15 protein-coding genes are annotated in these 14,673 nt (G+C 57.8%); 6 read left to right on the top strand and 9 right to left on the bottom strand.

What is annotated here, in order from left to right; all coding sequences use genetic code 11:
- Positions 1 to 1,852: 1,852 nt before the first annotated feature.
- The gene (locus RHPLAN_RS28390) at positions 1,853 to 2,878 is read right to left on the bottom strand and encodes a methyltransferase (protein WP_084245744.1); all 1,026 of its coding nucleotides are present in this window, start codon (positions 2,876 to 2,878) and stop codon (positions 1,853 to 1,855) included.
- Positions 2,879 to 2,909: 31 nt separating this feature from the next.
- Complete coding sequence (locus RHPLAN_RS28395) at positions 2,910 to 3,851, bottom strand: Bug family tripartite tricarboxylate transporter substrate binding protein (RefSeq protein WP_068025423.1); 942 nt, start codon at positions 3,849 to 3,851, stop codon at positions 2,910 to 2,912.
- A gap of 158 nt (positions 3,852 to 4,009) precedes the next feature.
- Here RHPLAN_RS28395 and RHPLAN_RS28400 point away from each other — a divergent pair, with 158 nt between their 5' ends.
- The 3 genes from RHPLAN_RS28400 to RHPLAN_RS41065 all read left to right on the top strand — a co-directional run bounded on the left by RHPLAN_RS28400 (position 4,010) and on the right by RHPLAN_RS41065 (position 7,789).
- Positions 4,010 to 4,981 carry a LysR family transcriptional regulator gene (locus RHPLAN_RS28400; protein WP_068025426.1) on the top strand — a complete coding sequence of 324 codons (972 nt, stop codon included), beginning with the start codon at positions 4,010 to 4,012 and terminating at the stop codon, positions 4,979 to 4,981.
- A gap of 908 nt (positions 4,982 to 5,889) precedes the next feature.
- Positions 5,890 to 6,138: a hypothetical protein gene (locus RHPLAN_RS28405; RefSeq protein WP_068025429.1), complete on the top strand. Its 249-nt coding sequence runs from the start codon at positions 5,890 to 5,892 to the stop codon at positions 6,136 to 6,138.
- A gap of 1,321 nt (positions 6,139 to 7,459) precedes the next feature.
- Positions 7,460 to 7,789, top strand: coding sequence for a MerR family DNA-binding protein (locus RHPLAN_RS41065; RefSeq protein WP_442971787.1), 330 nt, complete (start codon positions 7,460 to 7,462; stop codon positions 7,787 to 7,789).
- Between the two features lie 230 nt (positions 7,790 to 8,019).
- Here the strand turns inward: RHPLAN_RS41065 and RHPLAN_RS28420 are convergent, their stop codons facing one another.
- The 4 genes from RHPLAN_RS28420 to RHPLAN_RS28435 form a co-directional block, all read right to left on the bottom strand.
- Positions 8,020 to 8,247: a hypothetical protein gene (locus RHPLAN_RS28420; protein WP_157100538.1), complete on the bottom strand. Its 228-nt coding sequence runs from the start codon at positions 8,245 to 8,247 to the stop codon at positions 8,020 to 8,022.
- Positions 8,248 to 9,388: 1,141 nt separating this feature from the next.
- Positions 9,389 to 9,619 (bottom strand): hypothetical protein, encoded by a 231-nt coding sequence (locus RHPLAN_RS28425; protein WP_068025442.1) that lies wholly within the window; start codon positions 9,617 to 9,619, stop codon positions 9,389 to 9,391.
- 409 nt (positions 9,620 to 10,028) lie between these two features.
- Entirely contained in the window at positions 10,029 to 10,250 is a 222-nt protein-coding gene (locus RHPLAN_RS28430; protein ID WP_068025445.1) for a hypothetical protein, read from the bottom strand.
- 236 nt (positions 10,251 to 10,486) lie between these two features.
- Complete coding sequence (locus RHPLAN_RS28435; RefSeq protein ID WP_068025448.1) at positions 10,487 to 10,660, bottom strand: CsbD family protein; 174 nt, start codon at positions 10,658 to 10,660, stop codon at positions 10,487 to 10,489.
- A gap of 365 nt (positions 10,661 to 11,025) precedes the next feature.
- Between RHPLAN_RS28435 and RHPLAN_RS28440 the strand changes: the two genes are divergently transcribed.
- Positions 11,026 to 11,358 carry a hypothetical protein gene (locus RHPLAN_RS28440; protein ID WP_157100539.1) on the top strand — a complete coding sequence of 111 codons (333 nt, stop codon included), beginning with the start codon at positions 11,026 to 11,028 and terminating at the stop codon, positions 11,356 to 11,358.
- Between the two features lie 6 nt (positions 11,359 to 11,364).
- Positions 11,365 to 11,724, top strand: coding sequence for a hypothetical protein (locus RHPLAN_RS28445; protein WP_068025453.1), 360 nt, complete (start codon positions 11,365 to 11,367; stop codon positions 11,722 to 11,724).
- A 185-nt stretch (positions 11,725 to 11,909) separates the two neighbouring features.
- On the opposite strand, the gene RHPLAN_RS28450 is transcribed toward RHPLAN_RS28445, so the two are convergent.
- From RHPLAN_RS28450 to RHPLAN_RS28460, 3 genes are read right to left on the bottom strand one after another with little or no spacing between them, the layout of a single operon-like run.
- Entirely contained in the window at positions 11,910 to 12,293 is a 384-nt protein-coding gene (locus RHPLAN_RS28450) for a helix-turn-helix domain-containing protein (protein ID WP_157100540.1), read from the bottom strand.
- A 5-nt stretch (positions 12,294 to 12,298) separates the two neighbouring features.
- Positions 12,299 to 13,366, bottom strand: a complete 1,068-nt coding sequence (locus RHPLAN_RS28455; protein WP_068025455.1) for a DUF968 domain-containing protein — start codon at positions 13,364 to 13,366, stop codon at positions 12,299 to 12,301.
- Positions 13,350 to 14,261: a YqaJ viral recombinase family nuclease gene (locus RHPLAN_RS28460; protein ID WP_442971788.1), complete on the bottom strand. Its 912-nt coding sequence runs from the start codon at positions 14,259 to 14,261 to the stop codon at positions 13,350 to 13,352. Before RHPLAN_RS28460 ends, RHPLAN_RS28455 begins: the two co-directional genes overlap by 17 nt.
- Between RHPLAN_RS28460 and RHPLAN_RS38635 the strand changes: the two genes are divergently transcribed.
- Positions 14,260 to 14,520, top strand: coding sequence for a helix-turn-helix domain-containing protein (locus RHPLAN_RS38635; RefSeq protein WP_084245750.1), 261 nt, complete (start codon positions 14,260 to 14,262; stop codon positions 14,518 to 14,520). The genes RHPLAN_RS28460 and RHPLAN_RS38635 overlap by 2 nt on opposite strands.
- Positions 14,521 to 14,673: the final 153 nt, after the last annotated feature.

Raw genomic sequence — 14,673 nt, forward strand, 5'->3', positions numbered from 1 at the left:
ATTCACCATTAAATCACGACGATTGCGCGTCAATGATAAACGTCAAAGCTACGTGTTTTGCCTGATGTTTCCCCCTACCAAAGGTCCCGCCGGAACCTGCACGAGCGCTGATTTTGCTGAGTTCTTATGGAAACGTGGTAGCGACGCCTCCCCCTCTAAATCACGCATAAACCAACGTTATAATCCGCAATATGTGACTAGGCGCCGTAGTGCCGGCCGCTCCGGACAAAAAGTCATGAGTTGTGACCTGCGGAAGCTTTGAACCATCCGCAGGGGTAGGCGATGGCGGCCGCTCGGCCGTAGCAAGAGGCCAGAGTTTCCGGATCCGCAGTCAGAACGACCTTCGGGACCGATCGTTGCGCCTCCAGAGGCGTTCTGAAGGCAATGCAGGCGAGCCTCGTAGAAACGCTTTCGCCGAACATTGAAATGCAAGGGGTCAATCCGTGGGCGCCACGATTCTCCGCATCCACAGCAGCGTCGGTGTATAAACTCACCTGCTTCGTCTCAATCGCCCCAGAGCACGAGATCGGTAAGAATTCTGCTGGTCTCGCGCAGGCGTGTAGCCAGCTCGATGACCCGCTGAAGGTACCCCGCACCCTCGATGGTGTTATCGAGGTGTGCAGCGTCACGCTCTGGACCGAACCCGAGATGACGTTGCCATCGTCGGCAGACAAGACGACCGTGCCGTTGCCCTGCAGCGTGATGCCGTACTGGATCAGCTGCAACAGCGTGCCGTTGCCTGCCGAGTCAAGCTCGATCGTACCGGTGTTGTGGATGATGCCGACAGCGGCAGCATGGCGCCGTCGCCGATCGTCATTGTCCCGGCATTCTCGAGGGTGGGCGTCAGGTCGAATACGAAGTTGCCTTCGCTCAGGTCACTCGTATGCACCCCGGTGCGCAATGCGCATGCCTCCGTACCCGGGCACCCGGGCATCACAGCCACTTTGCCAAGCCGATGACCTCGAACTCAAAGGCGGAAGTGCAATGTTTTCTTTTGGCACCTTTCGTTCGAATTCGATGTCCGTTCCACCAAGAAGTCGTGTGGCAACCATGCGCCAGAGCCGGGCCCGATGAAGTGCGCAAGGCCACCCTCTATACAGCGACGGACTTAACAGCAAAGAGGCTGCCGATCAGCCAGCCGTTACCAACCTTGCAACCGGTCCATGGCCGCGTTGCTGTCGGGTCTTTGGCTTGGGGCGGCGTTCCTCGTGTTGTTGAGGGTGGGGATCAGCGCACGGTCCCGCGGATTCTTGTTGTAGTACGCTCTGTGGACGCCTCCACCACCAACCGGTTCGTCGGCACGATCTTTCGGGTCGCGGTATGTGCGGTGAGCGTCCGGCTTCAAGTCGGGTGTGCCCGGGCCCATGAAATGCTTCGTTTTTGTGTAGTCGCGAGGCTTGTTCATATCGGCTGGAAAGAAAATTCCATTGGGGTGCACGCGGTTCCCTATGGCGGCCGTCGGCAAGGCTGCGGCAGCGGATAGGGCAAGACACAACTCCAGGGCCCTACCACCAGGACATTCGATCGCGAAGTCATGCGCGCTCTCCATTTGAAAAATTCGACCCGCCGACGCAAAGCTGCCGGCAGAACGTTGCCTGCAGGACGAGTTCTGAAGGGCGAGAAGCCGGCCGAACTCCCGGTTCTACAAGCCAACAAATTTTGAACTGATCATCAACTTGAAGACCGCCAGGAGCCTTGGCCTGACAAATCCTTGTGGCCTATCGGCGCTTGCCACGACGTGATCGAGCGATGCCGGTTCTTGGCCCGTTGCGTCATTTCGCTGCCCTGCGGCAATTCGATCTCCTTCCCATCAAAGCGGAAAAATGCGGAGTTTCTGAGTGGACGACCTAACCTAAACCGCGTCAGAGCGCGCCACTTCAAGAACCGAAATGGCCGTTCCGGTTGGAACAATGCGGGTGAGCTTGAGACCGGCGCCGGTCAAGAGTTGCTCGTATTCTTCTTCCGTGCGCTCTCGCCCGCCGGTCCACACCAGCATCATGAGGTCCAACATTTTCGGATACGCTGATTCAGGCGCCAAAATCACTTCGAAAATCAATAATTTGGATGCCTTGTTCATGGCACTACGGCAGTTTCCAAGTATTTCCGCTGCCTGCTCATCGCTCCAATCGTGGATGACTTGTTTGAGCAAATAGAGGTCGCCAGCGGCTGGTATGGCGGCAAAAAAATCGCCTCCCACACATTCAATTCGCTGCCCGGTTCCCAGCTCAACAATCGAATTTCGAGATCCCTCAACGACGTGGGGCAGATCAAAAAGGACGCCGCGGGCCCGCGGCGTTGATTTCAAGATCGTCGACAGCAGCCGCCCTGCGCCGCCCCCCACGTCAATGATCCGATTGAATGCCGAAAAATCATAGGCCTTGGCGATCGCGTCGTCGTCGGCCACACCTCGGCTTCGCATGCCTTCATCGAAAACCCTTGCGATGGGAGGATGCGCCGCCAGATATTGGAATAACGGCATTTGATACTCGTGTTGAAATGCCGGTACGCCCGTCATGATGCTCTGCTCTAAATGCTCCCATGCTCTCCACGATTCGGGGCGGCCCAGCATCATGACGTAATTCCGCATCGAACCTTCAACATCTGAGCCCAATATCTGGCCCAATTCAGTCAATTCAAACACTCCGTTCGATCGATCTATGAAAAGCCCTGTCGTCGATAAAGCCCTCAAGAGACGATACAGCGCATCCTTGTCGCACTCGATGGTTTCCGCCAGAAAATCCACCGAACGCGGGCCCCGGGCGAGCAGATCGACAACTCCGATCTTCGCCGCGACGTAGATCGCGCGGCTTGCCCAGAAACCCGTTGCAAGCGTGCCGAGCGAGGCTGATGCCATGTTGGTTGGCAGCGGTGTAGACATCTGTAATTCTCGTTCCGACCGGTGCTTCCGCCTATTTCGACTCAGGCTTCGTGCCCATCGTCGTGCTCAGCTGCCGCCAGCGCGCATTTTCGCTCTTGATGAAGGCTGCCGTTTCGGCTGGCGAGCTGCCGCCGGGCACGACATGAAATGTGCCGAAACGCTTGGCCACATCGGGCATCTTGAGAGTCTCGGCGATAGCCGACGATAACTTGTCGATGATCTCGGGCGGCGTCTTCGGAGGCGCGAGCACGGCAAACCATTCGTCGTGAACGTAGCCCGGAATCGTCTCCGCTACCGAAGGGACGTCCGGCAGTTCAGGAAGTCGCGTGGTGGCTCCGACAGCAAGAGCTCTCAGACTGCCGTCCTGCAGAAGCGGCCACGCATTGCCCACAACGTCGAACATTACATCGATGTGGCCAGCGATAAGATCGCGTTCTGCCGGGGCGAGGCCCCCGGCATAAGGGACGTGGATCAAATTGATATTCGCAGCGCGCATGAGTTGCTCCATGGCCAACTGCGGCGCACTGCTCGCCCCCGGCGACCCGTAGCTCAGCTTGCCAGGGTTCGCCTTGGCGAAGCTGATCAAATCCGACAGGGTTGCAAACGGACGCTTGGAGTTGGTGACGACGACCGGCGGGAGCTTGGCCAGCAATGTCACGGGCACGAGCACGGACGGATCGTAACCAGGTTTGGGAAAGAAGTAGGGATTGATGACGAGCGAGCCCGGCGGCGCGACCAGCAGCATATATCCGTCGGGCGCGGCGTTCATCACGGCCTCTGTGCCAATGAGGTTTGCGCCGCCCGGTCGGTTCTCCACGATGACCGGCTGCCCCCATCGGGCCGCGAGTTTTTCCGAAATGATACGAGGCAGGATATCGAGGATAGGACCGGCAGGGGCCGGGACAATGATTTTGATCGGGCGCTCCGGATAATCGGCTGCCGCCAAGACTGCGATTGTCGCGCTGAGCATCATCGACGCTGTCGCCAAAACCTTCAGTCCGGCGCGTTGCTTGCAAATACACATGAGTGTTTTCCGCCTGTTGGCCCCCGACCGACGCCGTAGTATTAGGCGGCCTTCTTTTGTGAGATAATCTTCTATTATCTGCATGAGCTGGTTAGCGGAGCAAACCAATGCGCGGAACGCAATTTGCCGAGTTCGCCGGCTTCGTGGCGATCGCAGAACAGCAGAGCTTTGCGAAAGCGGCCATTCAGATCGGCATATCCAGGTCGAGGCTCAGCCAGAGTTTGCGAGGACTGGAGGAACGGCTCGGCGTTCGCCTGCTCAACCGCACGACGCGGAGCGTTTCTCTAACCGAAGCGGGGCTCCGACTTCTCAGTCGGGTGCGCCCCGCGCTCGAAGAGCTAAAAGCGGCGGCCGCGGATGTCGATCAGTTCCGCCATGGCGCCGTCGGTGAGCTTCGTTTGGTGGTGCAGCCGCCTGTTGCCAGTTTGCTGATCGCTCCTATTCTCAAGCGCTTTCTCACCGAGCATCCGGGCATACGTCTCGAGATTGCGGTGGTAAAAATGCCCGGCGATATCACCCGTGACGGGTTCGATGCAGGTATCCGGTTTGGCGAACAAGTCGACCGGGACATGATCGCCATCCGCGTGCTCGGAGAAGCGCGGTTCTTGGTGGTCGGATCACCCGAATATTTGGCTCGTCATCCAGCACCGAAAACGCCTCGTGACTTGAAGGACCACGACTGTATCCGTGCGCGTCTCCCCAACGGAACGATCTTCGGCTGGCAATTCGAGAAGAGAGGAAAATCGGTGCTGGCCAACGTCGATGGTCGGCTGATCGTTGACGATATCGATCTCTCAGTCCGCGCAGTACTCGATGGGCTCGGGCTGGCGTATTTGCTTTATGATTTTGTGAAAGGCGACATTTCCAATGGCGCGCTGGTACCTTTGTTAAACGATTGGTCGCCCCGGTTGTCGGGGTTCTTTCTGTACCATTCCACGCGCCGCCAAGTAAGCGGACCCCTTCGAGCCCTTATCGCGTTCCTCAAATCTGAGGCCAAGCGTAGAGGCGTCAATCCCTCGACCCTGCCTCGTTCAAGCGTTCATCCAAACTATCGTCTGGTTGGTACGTCAAAGCGATAACCGCGTTCCGGTCAGGTCGCGTCGGCCCTTACCGAGGTTGGGATTGCATTGCCTCACTCCAACATCGGCTCGCGTCTCTTGCAGTTGCGAAGCCGTTCCAGCCTATTCAAGTAGTCGCTTTAGGCCGCCGCACTCAGGAACTGGCCTATGGAAGGCTCAAGCCTGCGATCCGGGGCAAATGCGGCGATGGATGTTCGCATTCCGCTGCCGCATCACCATGGCCTCCCGCTGATCTTGCTCGGAACGAGGTCCCACCTTTATGGCGGGGCTTTTAACTCTTGAAGCAAACTGTTGCGACTGTTCGTCGAACGAAATCCGATAGGTGGCTGTTAGTCCGCCATGTGTTCTGCTGAACGGCAGAGCGAGGCGTCCTCTCAAAATATCGATGGCGGCAGCGTTCCTTTGTCGAACTCAAGATCCTCCAGCCAACGGCGGGGCCTCGTCTCCCTACTTCGTCAATCGCCCCAGAGCACGAGATCGGTAAGAATTCTGCTGGTTTCGCGCAGACGTGTACTCGCCGCATAGCGTGTCCTTGATGCCGCCGATCGCATTTCTCACTTTGCCTTTTGCCTGAACGGCTTTGCCTTCGGCTTCTGTTGCTGTCGCCGCTCATCTTACCCGCGACCTCTTTAACAGGCCTGTCCGATGTATCCTCGACAGCGACCAGAAAGCGGACACGCCAAATCGGTCGAGAAGTGCAATTATGAGCCAATGCTTCAACAAGCTCAGCGCCGGCTTTAGGAAGCCTACGAAGACGCGGTTTTGCCGGTTACGGCGCGGCCGGCATCACTTGTAGGTCCGTGTGAAATGAAAGAGGCCGCCAACTGAGGCAGCCTCTTGTGCGTCGAAACAGATCTGGCTTGGCGGCTCGGTCGCGTCACATGCCGCCCATGCCTTGCAATCGATCCATGGCCGAGTTGTGGGTGTTCGATGGCGGCGCGGAATTGCCCCGCATCGGCATTCGAGGATTGACCAGTTTTGTCTTGCCGTTGGATGGAGTGGCCATCGTGGCGCCGTTCGGTGCTTTCATGGGCTGCTGGTTGACCGTTGGTGGTCTGTTGTTGATGCTTGCGCACCAGCCATTAACGGCGGTGAAAGACAAGATCGCCGCGGTCAAAATAGTGGCTGAAAAGATTTGCATCGTTACCTCCTATTGAAACGCCGCCAGTAAACCACGGGCGGAGCATGCCGGTAAGGGCGGCTCAGAACTTATGGCATTGATCGCTATGCTAAGTATTGCCACCTTGGCCAGTTACATCCGCGACCGCCCGTGGCTTCCGCAGACCTAGTCTAGATGGATTGCACGTCCGCTCGGGGTCAAACGCGAAGGCCCCATGCATGGCCGCTATCGGCGAGGAACCGACGTGCCGACCCGAAACCGCCCCGCTTGGCGCCCCTCCTTCCAGCCCTCCCGCATATTCGCCTCGTTCACGCCTGGGCTAGCTCAACGGTCAAATATTATCGCATGCTCAGCCGAATAAGATGCATGAGCTTCAATCTGGTACGCGCGGTAGACGACCAGTATTCCGGCAGCTGGCACCACGAGGGTGAGCGCGATCCGCAAGCTGGTGTGGCTCACATCCATGGTTCGCACCAACAAAGAGGCGCCCACCATGAGTGCATCGGCGGGGCTGGGGAAGGAACGAGGAAAGTTTAGCGCAGCCGCAAGGCCCCTCAAGTGGGGATTTTGGGGCCATCGAGGCCAACTGCTAGATGATCACCCTCGATACTTTCTTCGGTGACCGGCGGCGGCGCAGGCCGCCGAGATGAGGCCATTAATCTAGAAATGATCGACCAGACGAGTTCGCTACGCTCGCGATGAGCTTCTTTCCATATGTCTGAAAACGTCTTGGGGCGGTCCATAGGATGCTCCAATCAAAATTGATGAACGATACTCCCGTCCAAAATGCTGCGAGGTGATCAGCATCACATTCAGAGACTACAGCGAGGCCCCGCCCTTGTTTCCGAAAAGCGGTTGCCACCTTTACTAGAGGTTCTCTGCAACGACTGCCGATCCGGGCACGCCCGCGCTCACGTAGCGCTCAGTGGAAACCGGATGATGCACCGTGATCGCGGTTGCGACGCTCGCAAAGCCAATGAGGAGTGCCCCGAAGCAAACCGCCAATCGGCGGCTCGCCTGTTTGCTGACGTGTGAACCCCTGCGGCGGCCCCGATAACCGGGAATAATGCATTCGCCGCCGAACAACGTAGCTTGACGTTCGTGATTGGCGTGCATTGCAAGTCCCCTATGACTTCACCGTAGCTGCACCATCCTGCAAACGGGCGCAAATCTGAAGTGCGATAAGTCACAATTTAAACACGTGAAATACGTAAGCTATTCTGCCGCAACCCGGAAAGCACTTCCTTACTCGATCCGCAAGTTGAGGGCCCTAACCAGCGGTGACCCCAACGCGATGTCTGCTGCGAGGGCGTTTCGGAAGCCCTCCGGGCTGCTGTCTGAGGCACTCTCATGCCAGCGTGTGGCATCGGAAACCTGCTTATAATGCCGCTGGATGTGCCTGCCGGCGCCAACACGCCTATGGCCCTCGAACCTTAAGACTCCCAAGTTCATCCGAAATTCGCGGGAGCTTGGATTTTCTCTGGAGTGCCGCACGCGACCTATTGGCCCTTCGAGGCCCGGACAATCTGTGTGCCGATGTCAAAGCCATCGCCCAAAAGCATCTTGCAATGCTCAGGGAGCAGATGGCTCGCATAATAAAGGTTGAGAGCATCCTGACTGATGCGGTGGCGAGATGCCCCGGGGGAAAGACGATCGATTGCACCCTGTTGGAAATCCTAGAAGCCTAGCGGGAAACCAGAACCGAGTTTCTCAATTCCAACTTGCATGCGGACCGCCAAGCCGGTTTCACTTTGACCGTTCAAGTGGGGGCTTGTTCCTCTTTCTTTATTTCCTCCCAGCCTGCGTTTGGCTGCGATCGAGGGCATTGAATGATCAGGCCGCAGTATGTCAGGGGATGCCCTAAAACCCGAATTTTCAGTTTCGATTGCTACAATCTGAGGCCGCCAACTGAGGCGGCCTACTGCATGCGAACTGTTTTGACTTCGAACTCGCCGCAGTCCCGACACTCATAGGTGTAGAGGTAGTCGTAGCGTTTCTGGGCAGGCTCGATTCCGGCCAAGCGGCACGTCCCCGCGCACACAGAGCACTCCAGAAACAGGAGCGTCTCGGCGTCGTCAGTGATCGCGCTGCTTGGGTGGCCGTCCACCACTAGCTCCAACTTCATCTTGGCAAACAACTTGCTCAAGTTGCCTTCGGTAAACTTCCACCAAATCGTTCAAGCGCTCAACAGTGAGTTGGTCGAGAACCTGTTCACTCATCCGGCGGGTCAGATTGATTTTGGTGTGTAATTCATAGCAACGCTGGCACACGGCATTAGTCCATAATGGCAAGGTCGATGACTGGTAATGCCCGGCAGCGGACAGAAGTTTCAAACGAAACCGAGGTCTAAAAATCAAACTGACCCGCTACCTGCCGTGCAGCGGCCTAAATGATAGCTTCCTCCTCCTCGATATATTCTGAGAGGAGTTCCCACGTCTTGGCTACGGACCTGGGATCGGCGGGAAGATATGGAAAGACATGAAGATGGACTTCCAGGTAGGCTCGTGGCCGTGGTTACGGCATGTCTGATGCAGAAGCAGCAATTCTTCCCCAACCAAAGGATTCGAACAATGCCGCGAGCGATCCTGTGTGCAGCGACCGCGACCGTTCTTTGCATCGCCAACAGCGTGAGTGCCCACGCACAACAGAGGCCCATAATGCCAAATAACGCTGCCTCTGACTTCAAATTCAAGCCCGACACTCGAATGCACCCCGCGACTTCTAATCCCACGATTCGTACTCAGGGGGTTGAAAGAAACACGTTCGCCCACACGCCGTGCCGCGGCTGGGACCTGAGCTGCGGGAAACCAGAGCACGATAAGCAGGCCGCGAAACTCAAGGACGAGTGGGAGAAGTCGAGGCGTCGCACCGGCTTAAACGGAGACAATGATATAAATTATCGAACGGCGCCGACGGGGCAGTCTCAACAATTCGAGAAGCAGATACACAATTCCCGCACACGCAGTTATGACCGAGGTCCCTTTCAACCTTGCAGGGATCGTTATGATACCGGCTGCACCGTTGGAGACCGTGTTTTTTAAGTTTCCGATCCAAGCTAAGAGTGGGAAGGCGCCAGGTCTTTAGAGTGGCGCGATCGATCGGCGTGCCGGGTCTCTAAAACAGTGAGCCTGGCCGCCGGAGACCATCCAACGACCAGGCTCGCGCAGCGGCTTGAGCGGGGGGCTAAAGGTCCACCGCTGCGTGATGGCTTAGGTAGGGAAGCGCGTCTGATTATCCAGGATGCTACGTAGATTTCAATCGAAGCGCGCGTTGCTGCAGCGCGCCTATCAAGTGACGGTTTTAGGGAGGATGAGTCGAGCGATCAGGGATCGCAGTGCCTGATGCTCCGGCCCTTTATTTTCTCGCTGCAGGAAGGTGGCCAAGTCGATCAGGGAATGCTTCCCGCCTGACGCTTCATTGGGCTCGTGCACGACGACAACAACGTTCTCTTCGTCATGGCAGAGGTGCCAGCTCTCGCCGTTCGAGCTCAGATAAAATTCCCGCCGTTCAGATCCCATGCGTCACCTGCTATACGTCCAGGCGACGATTGTTGCCAAGCATGAGAAGGCCCGGCGTGTTGCCGACCCGCCGAGCCCTCCTTGGGGGATGGTAGGAGGCAGGGCCCTGGCTCCCCATCCGCCTATGTTTCCAACAGAAAAAGCCAAGTCCCGTTCCGACTAATCGTTGCTGCGTCGCCCTGCAATCTTTGCCGAAAGAGAGAAGCCCGGCGCGTTGCTTGAGAGACGCCGGGCTCCCCTTCGAAGGGTGGGAACAACAGAGGAGAACCCACCCTCCGCGAAGCCAACGAGATCTCCAACGCCACGTTCCGCTGTGTATTTCGACGCACAAAAGCAAGGGTGCTTGGCCGCGGTAGAGTCGGCCAAGCACCCATGGCAGCAGGCCACCACCTGTCGCGACTAGTCGGAATTAATTGGTCGTGCAAACCTTGACGGACTTCATGCCCGTCTCGGCCTCCACTCGAGTCTTGTAGACGCCGTTGCCAACAACCGTGGTCTCCGTGGTGGTCGGCTTCTTGTCCACGATCGTGCATTTCTTGGTCTTCACGTCCTGCACGACGTAGAACTCATCGGCCGCCAGCGCCGGGGTCACGAAGGCAACGAGCAGCGTAGCAGCAACAATCTTTTTCATTGAGCGTCTCCTCTGGTTTAATTGACGCGATTAAAAACGGCGATCTAACATTTTCGTTCCAAGAAAAAGCCCCTGGCAGAACGCCGAGGCTTTTACTCAACGAAAAATATCTATGGCTAGAGGCGGCGAGCTTTTCCGGGCCAGACCACCACTGGGTTTTGCCGCACTGAGGCGGGCGTTGTTTCAAACGAAAAAAGAGCCCGCTTCAGGCTCTCTTTCCTTTTGCCGCTGAGCGGTTACTCGCCGCGTAGCGTGTCCTTGATGCCGCCGATCGTATTCTTCACCTTGCCTTTTACCTGATCGGCTTTGCCTTCAGCTTCTGTCTTGCTGTCGCCGGTCACCTTACCCGCGACCTCTTTAACTTTGCCTTTGGCCTGCTCGACCGAGCCTTCAATGCGATCTTTGTCCATATGACTCTCCTGTACGTTGGCGGGATAACGCCAGGAACCCAACAAAGGTTCTTACGGGGGGCGGCCTCTTTCGTCTCATCGGATCCGGCCATCCTCGAGCATCTCGACCATATGGCCGGTCTCGCGGGTGCGGACCTGAAAATTTTGATTTTGCAATTGAGCCGCTTGATTTCCTGCGCCGCCTCTATTGCCGTGTCGTACACATCGGCGAGAGTTCGATCCCTGGTGTCTACATGCGTGAGATGCTGCAGAAAATCGAGAACGCCTTGTTGAAGGCGGACTACGACGACATCACGGTCGCAACCGAGCGCGGCACGTTCCACTGGATTGACGGTCGAGCGGGCGCGTGAGCGGGAGGCCGAGACATGAGGCGCACCCCAAGCCTCGTTCCCGATGCCGTTGCTGGTGCTGTCTACATGGTGCTCGATGACTTCGGGAAATTAGGCCGAGCATGGCGCGAGATGGACGAGGAGCAGACGTCGGAACAAGACGTGGTGCACGCCATTATATCGGGCGAATATACGCGACCGATTAAGGTAGTTGCCTTCGATCTCGATAAACGTTGGGTTCGGGACGTGACGGAAGACATCGCACGAGCTGTTGTCACGACTGCCATTGCGGAAGGCCTGACGCTCGGCCCCGTAATCAGAATTCGTCACGCGTGTGACTGGCGGGGATTTGCCAGCCGATCTCATTGAAGTGTGATGGGCGACGTCGTCAAATTCAGATCGAAGCGCCAACGCGGCCGTGGTCCAGCTCCGCCAACGAGCGCGGCAACAACCCCCAACAGGGCAGCGCCGGTCTATCGCGCCGTGGACGGCTTTCCGATCCACTGGAAAGACGGCGTTGGCACCATCCACGCCTGCGAGGTCACAGAGCCGAGCCCAAGTTCCCGAGTTGTATGGACGATCTGCGGCAAAGCTGTTACCGACGACGCTGCGTATGTGGCCGAAAATCTGAACGAGGTGAACTGCGTCAAATGTGTTGAATGGCGCCGAGATCCGCAGTCGGCCAACGATGATCCGCCGGCCGTCTGGCTGCCGGACTACAAGCCCAAGGATTAGCCGGCGCCGACTCGGTTTTGAAATTCGCAGTGGCCTACTCCGCCGTTCTCATAGCCCATTCGTTCCCGTCGAACCTTCTGTCCGCTGCGGGCATCGCTTTCGCCAAACAATGAAATGCAAGGGTCAATCCGTGGAAGCCACAATGCTCTGGATCCACAGCCGTGGATGAACTCACCTGCTTCGTCTCAATCGCCCCACAGCACAAGATCGGTAAGAATTCTGCTGGTCTCGCGCAGACGTGTAGCCAGCTCGATGGCCCGCTGAAGGTGCCCTGCCAATTCGTGCTCCTGTGCAAGCAGGGTTTCGCACGAACGAACCAAGGAAGCCTCAGAGGTTTGGACTTTGGATTCAGACCCCTTCCAAAGCCAGCCGATATCGACGTTGAAGGCCGAAGCGTATTCTTCCGCGCGTTCGTACTTGAACGCACGCCCTCCCCGTTCGTGAGAAATCAAGGTAGCCGGTGACCACCCTTGTACTTTTCTTTCTGCATTCCTGACCTCCGATAAAGCTTGCAATAGGTGGTAGTCTTCTGTGCCCGGCCAGACCAGGCGCGGACAACAAGCAAACATGCGCCTCAATTCTCTGTTGGGTCGGACTGAGTCCGTCTCCACAATTCGGCGGCGATCAAAAGCGGCGTGAGCTTGCGATCGCTCCACCACTGCAACTCACTGCCCGATCGATGGAGTTCCCGGTGGTGGACCCGGCAGAGCGGGACCACGAACTCGTCGCTCACCTTGCGCCCCAAAGCATTCGGCTGGGCGAACCGAAGATGATGCGGATCGGAGGGCTGCCGGGCACAGACGAGACAGGGCTGCGTCCGAACGAACTCTAGGTGCTGTTTGTTGCGGTGGCGGACGGTCTTCGTGATCGCCATCCCTCGATGGTCGCCGCCGACATCAGACTTGAGCGTGGCGTCGCGCAACTCGGGGAAGCGCGCGGCAAAGGCCCGGTCCAACAAGTGAGTGCATTCAGCCGTCAGGCGGTACCTGGTGGCTTGCATGCTCTTCTTCCAGGCCAAAGCGTCCGACGCATTCAACGCCTGGAGTTCTGCAAGCATTCCTTCCCGCAGCCGGGCCGAATCTTGAGGAGGAAGCGGCGGCAGACAGACGCGGCCGATGTCCCCAGCCATCGCTGCTGGCCATTCGGCCGAGCTGGTGGCCGCCAAATTCGGGATTGGATTTAACGGCCGGCCAACAGGGAGCGCCGACGCAACTTTCGCCTGAACATCGAGACCGTCCTCAGCAGCGATTCCGACCAGCGTGAACAGCGCGCACCGGCACGCATAGGTGAGCGCTGCCCCCATTCGTCGCGGATTGGCAACTGCGGCTGCAGGCCCCACCGGCCACTCCGAGGCAACCCACTCGCCCGAACTGTGAACGAGCGTCGTGGTGAGATGGACCATCCCGGCCGTCCCATCGATCGAAGTGGTTTGGACGGCTGCAAACTCGTGCTTGCTGAGCATCTTGCGGACTGTGCCGAGGCCGCTGTCGAAGGCGGTACGCCGAAGCGCCTCCTCACCCTCTTCGGTCCGACATCCCGTCCGAGTGGCCGCAGCCCACGAGATTTCGTGACCATCGAGCTCGGACTGGACCTTCGCCAGCGCCGCGGCAAAAGACCCGAAGCTCTCACTTGACCGGAGCAAGCGGAATCTCCCGATCTTCGAGGAGGCCTCCGGTGGCGGCATGCCGGTTAACAACATCGAACGTCAGCGCACCCGATTCCGATCGGCATCCGCGAACGCCGTGCCCAATCGCTTGATGGACGCCTTGCGGGAAGAGCGCCTCAAGCTCCTGCTTTGACCGCTCGTGGTCCAGGTATGCTTGTCGCGTTCCGCGGAACAATGCCGCCGCCTCCGCCCAGGCCTCCGATGGAGACATGTCAACAATCCGCACTGCCGCAATCCGAGGCCGCGGCGGCTCCGAGTTGACCAGGTATGGTCGCTCTCCTGAACGCACGCAGCGCCAGAACTTCTTCTCAGCCGCAACCAGCAGACTCAAATACAGGGGATCAATCGGCACGGTGACCTCGACCCACCTTCCGTCACCGGTAATAATCGACAGCACTGAGGAACGTAGGTTGGTGACCCACATGTTGTGCTGCAGCTGCGGCATATACTTCTCAACCGCGGCTTCCTCGGAAAAGGACCAAGGCGGCATGAACTTTGATTCAAACACGGCCTCGATCCCCTCAACCACGCCGTCCAGCGTGGCTCCCATCCAGGAGATCAGGCCATGGCGGACGTGGCACCGCACATCGCGCACCCGGCGTCCGGTGTTGCGTTCGTACCAAGAGCGGTTGAGCTCCTTGGTCGCTTCTTCTAGCTGCACGATGAGATCGCCGGATAGGTCTTCCGGATCGCCCTCCCCGCGCTTCTGGCGCCACAACCGAATGAGAGAGTGTTCGTCATTACCCATCAGAGTCTGAGCGTCCGAGCTGCCGAGAAATCCGCGCCTGTTTCGTATTTCAGGCTTCCGATAGCGAGAATGCATAATCCCTCTCAAATTGATACTAATAGTATCGATACCGAGTCGCCACATGTCAATACTAAAAGTATCAATTCGGCAAATTAAGGCTGCGCGCGCGTTGTTAGGCTGGTCGCAAGATCAGTTGGCCAGCAATGCAAGCGTCTCAGTCCCAACGGTCAAAAGGTTGGAAGCTGCAGACGGAGTACTGGGGGGCAGACCCGACACTGCGCAGAAGCTACAAGAAGCGCTTGAGAAGGCCGGCATCCAATTCATCGAAGAAAACGGTGGTGGAGTTGGCGTACGATTGAGAAAAAAGGCTAAGTCGAAATAGACATCCGCTACTCCGCCGAAGTCGAGAGATTAGAGCACTTCGGTAGCCAAACTTCGGCGCGAACTCACGTTGAACGGACGCGTGGCCCAGGTAGCCGCCCTGAGCGTTGGCGTCACGCGTCCTGCGAGTGAGAGTTCCAGCCCAGGCGTTGCG

The organism is Rhodoplanes sp. Z2-YC6860 (assembly GCF_001579845.1).
GTDB lineage: Bacteria > Pseudomonadota > Alphaproteobacteria > Rhizobiales > Xanthobacteraceae > Z2-YC6860.

Excerpts from the sequence above, each read along its gene's own strand:
- RHPLAN_RS28440 (WP_157100539.1), top strand. The coding sequence starts at position 11,026 with ATGAGGCGCACCCCAAGCCTCGTTCCCGATGCCGTTGCTGGTGCTGTC.
- RHPLAN_RS28425 (WP_068025442.1), bottom strand. The coding sequence starts at position 9,619 with ATGGGATCTGAACGGCGGGAATTTTATCTGAGCTCGAACGGCGAGAGC.
- RHPLAN_RS28390 (WP_084245744.1), bottom strand. The coding sequence starts at position 2,878 with ATGTCTACACCGCTGCCAACCAACATGGCATCAGCCTCGCTCGGCACG.
- RHPLAN_RS28435 (WP_068025448.1), bottom strand. The coding sequence starts at position 10,660 with ATGGACAAAGATCGCATTGAAGGCTCGGTCGAGCAGGCCAAAGGCAAA.
- RHPLAN_RS28460 (WP_442971788.1), bottom strand. The coding sequence starts at position 14,261 with ATGTGGCGACTCGGTATCGATACTATTAGTATCAATTTGAGAGGGATT.
- RHPLAN_RS28445 (WP_068025453.1), top strand. The coding sequence starts at position 11,365 with ATGGGCGACGTCGTCAAATTCAGATCGAAGCGCCAACGCGGCCGTGGT.
- RHPLAN_RS28405 (WP_068025429.1), top strand. The coding sequence starts at position 5,890 with ATGGCCGAGTTGTGGGTGTTCGATGGCGGCGCGGAATTGCCCCGCATC.
- RHPLAN_RS28400 (WP_068025426.1), top strand. The coding sequence starts at position 4,010 with ATGCGCGGAACGCAATTTGCCGAGTTCGCCGGCTTCGTGGCGATCGCA.
- RHPLAN_RS28450 (WP_157100540.1), bottom strand. The coding sequence starts at position 12,293 with ATGTTTGCTTGTTGTCCGCGCCTGGTCTGGCCGGGCACAGAAGACTAC.
- RHPLAN_RS28430 (WP_068025445.1), bottom strand. The coding sequence starts at position 10,250 with ATGAAAAAGATTGTTGCTGCTACGCTGCTCGTTGCCTTCGTGACCCCG.
- RHPLAN_RS28395 (WP_068025423.1), bottom strand. The coding sequence starts at position 3,851 with ATGATGCTCAGCGCGACAATCGCAGTCTTGGCGGCAGCCGATTATCCG.
- RHPLAN_RS38635 (WP_084245750.1), top strand. The coding sequence starts at position 14,260 with ATGTCAATACTAAAAGTATCAATTCGGCAAATTAAGGCTGCGCGCGCG.